This is a genomic window from Streptomyces sp. CBMA123, assembly GCF_014596465.1.
Classification (GTDB): domain Bacteria; phylum Actinomycetota; class Actinomycetes; order Streptomycetales; family Streptomycetaceae; genus Kitasatospora.
Window position 1 is genome coordinate 1 of sequence record NZ_MECK01000431.1, and the last position, 2,369, is coordinate 2,369.

Below are 2,369 nucleotides of genomic sequence, written 5' to 3' on the forward strand. Positions count from 1 at the left end.
CTGAGGACAAGCCCTCGGCCTATTAGTACCGGTCAACTCCACCCCTCACAGGGCTTCCATATCCGGCCTATCAACCCAGTCGTCTACTGGGAGCCTTACCCTCTCAAGGAGGTGGGAGTGCTCATCTCGAAGCAGGCTTCCCGCTTAGATGCTTTCAGCGGTTATCCCTCCCGAACGTAGCCAACCAGCCATGCCCTTGGCAGGACAACTGGCACACCAGAGGTTCGTCCGTCCCGGTCCTCTCGTACTAGGGACAGCCCTTCTCAACACTCCTACGCGCACAGCGGATAGGGACCGAACTGTCTCACGACGTTCTAAACCCAGCTCGCGTACCGCTTTAATGGGCGAACAGCCCAACCCTTGGGACCTACTCCAGCCCCAGGATGCGACGAGCCGACATCGAGGTGCCAAACCATCCCGTCGATATGGACTCTTGGGGAAGATCAGCCTGTTATCCCCGGGGTACCTTTTATCCGTTGAGCGACGGCGCTTCCACAAGCCACCGCCGGATCACTAGTCCCTACTTTCGTACCTGCTCGACCCGTCAGTCTCACAGTCAAGCTCCCTTGTGCACTTACACTCAACACCTGATTGCCAACCAGGCTGAGGGAACCTTTGGGCGCCTCCGTTACTCTTTAGGAGGCAACCGCCCCAGTTAAACTACCCACCAGACACTGTCCCTGATCCGGATCACGGACCCAGGTTAGACATCCAGCACGACCAGAGTGGTATTTCAACGGCGACTCCACAACAACTGGCGTTGCTGCTTCAAAGTCTCCCACCTATCCTACACAAGCCGAACCGAACACCAATATCAAGCTATAGTAAAGGTCCCGGGGTCTTTCCGTCCTGCTGCGCGAAACGAGCATCTTTACTCGTAATGCAATTTCACCGGGCCTATGGTTGAGACAGTCGAGAAGTCGTTACGCCATTCGTGCAGGTCGGAACTTACCCGACAAGGAATTTCGCTACCTTAGGATGGTTATAGTTACCACCGCCGTTTACTGGCGCTTAAGTTCTCAGCTTCGCCCCACCGAAGTGGAGCTAACCGGTCCCCTTAACGTTCCAGCACCGGGCAGGCGTCAGTCCGTATACATCGCCTTACGGCTTCGCACGGACCTGTGTTTTTAGTAAACAGTCGCTTCTCGCTGGTCTCTGCGGCCACCCCCAGCTCAGAGTGCAAGACTCGTCACCAGGAATGGCCCCCCTTCTCCCGAAGTTACGGGGGCATTTTGCCGAGTTCCTTAACCATAGTTCACCCGAACGCCTCGGTATTCTCTACCTGACCACCTGAGTCGGTTTGGGGTACGGGCCGCCATGAAACTCGCTAGAGGCTTTTCTCGACAGCATAGGATCATCCACTTCACCACAATCGGCTCGGCATCAGGTCTCAGCCTCAATGAGTGACGGATTTGCCTATCACTCGGCCTACACCCTTACCCCGGGACTACCACCGCCCGGGCTGGACTACCTTCCTGCGTCACCCCATCGCTCACCTACTACAGACTTGGACCGGCGGCTCCACCACTTCCCTTTGCCCGAAGGCTCCGGGACGGCTTCACGGCCTTAGCATCATCTGGTTCGACGTTGGCGCTTCAAAGCGGGTACGGGAATATCAACCCGTTGTCCATCGACTACGCCTGTCGGCCTCGCCTTAGGTCCCGACTTACCCTGGGCAGATCAGCTTGACCCAGGAACCCTTGGTCAATCGGCGCAAGAGTTTCCCACTCTTGTATCGCTACTCATGCCTGCATTCTCACTCGTATACCGTCCACGACTGGTTTCCACCGCCGCTTCACCCGGCACACGACGCTCCCCTACCCATCACAGCAGGCGTTGGCCCTATATGCTGCAATGACACGACTTCGGTGATGTGCTTGAGCCCCGCTACATTGTCGGCGCGGAATCACTTGACCAGTGAGCTATTACGCACTCTTTCAAGGGTGGCTGCTTCTAAGCCAACCTCCTGGTTGTCTCTGCGACTCCACATCCTTTCCCACTTAGCACACGCTTAGGGACCTTAGTCGGTGTTCTGGGCTGTTTCCCTCTCGACCATGGAGCTTATCCCCCACAGTCTCACTGCCACGCTCTCACTTACCGGCATTCGGAGTTTGGCTAAGGTCAGTAACCCGGTAAGGCCCATCGCCTATCCAGTGCTCTACCTCCGGCAAGAAACACGTGACGCTGCACCTAAATGCATTTCGGGGAGAACCAGCTATCACGGAGTTTGATTGGCCTTTCACCCCTAACCACAGGTCATCCCCCAGGTTTTCAACCCTGGTGGGTTCGGTCCTCCACACGGTCTTACCCGCGCTTCAACCTGCCCATGGCTAGATCACTCCGCTTCGGGTCTTGGGCATGCAACTGTA

Annotated in this window: 1 rRNA gene; it reads right to left on the minus strand. The window is 56.6% G+C overall.

Annotated elements, in window-relative coordinates:
- Positions 1-2 precede the first annotated feature (2 nt).
- Positions 3-2,369: ribosomal RNA gene (locus BG452_RS32720) — 23S ribosomal RNA — on the minus strand; the annotation flags it as partial.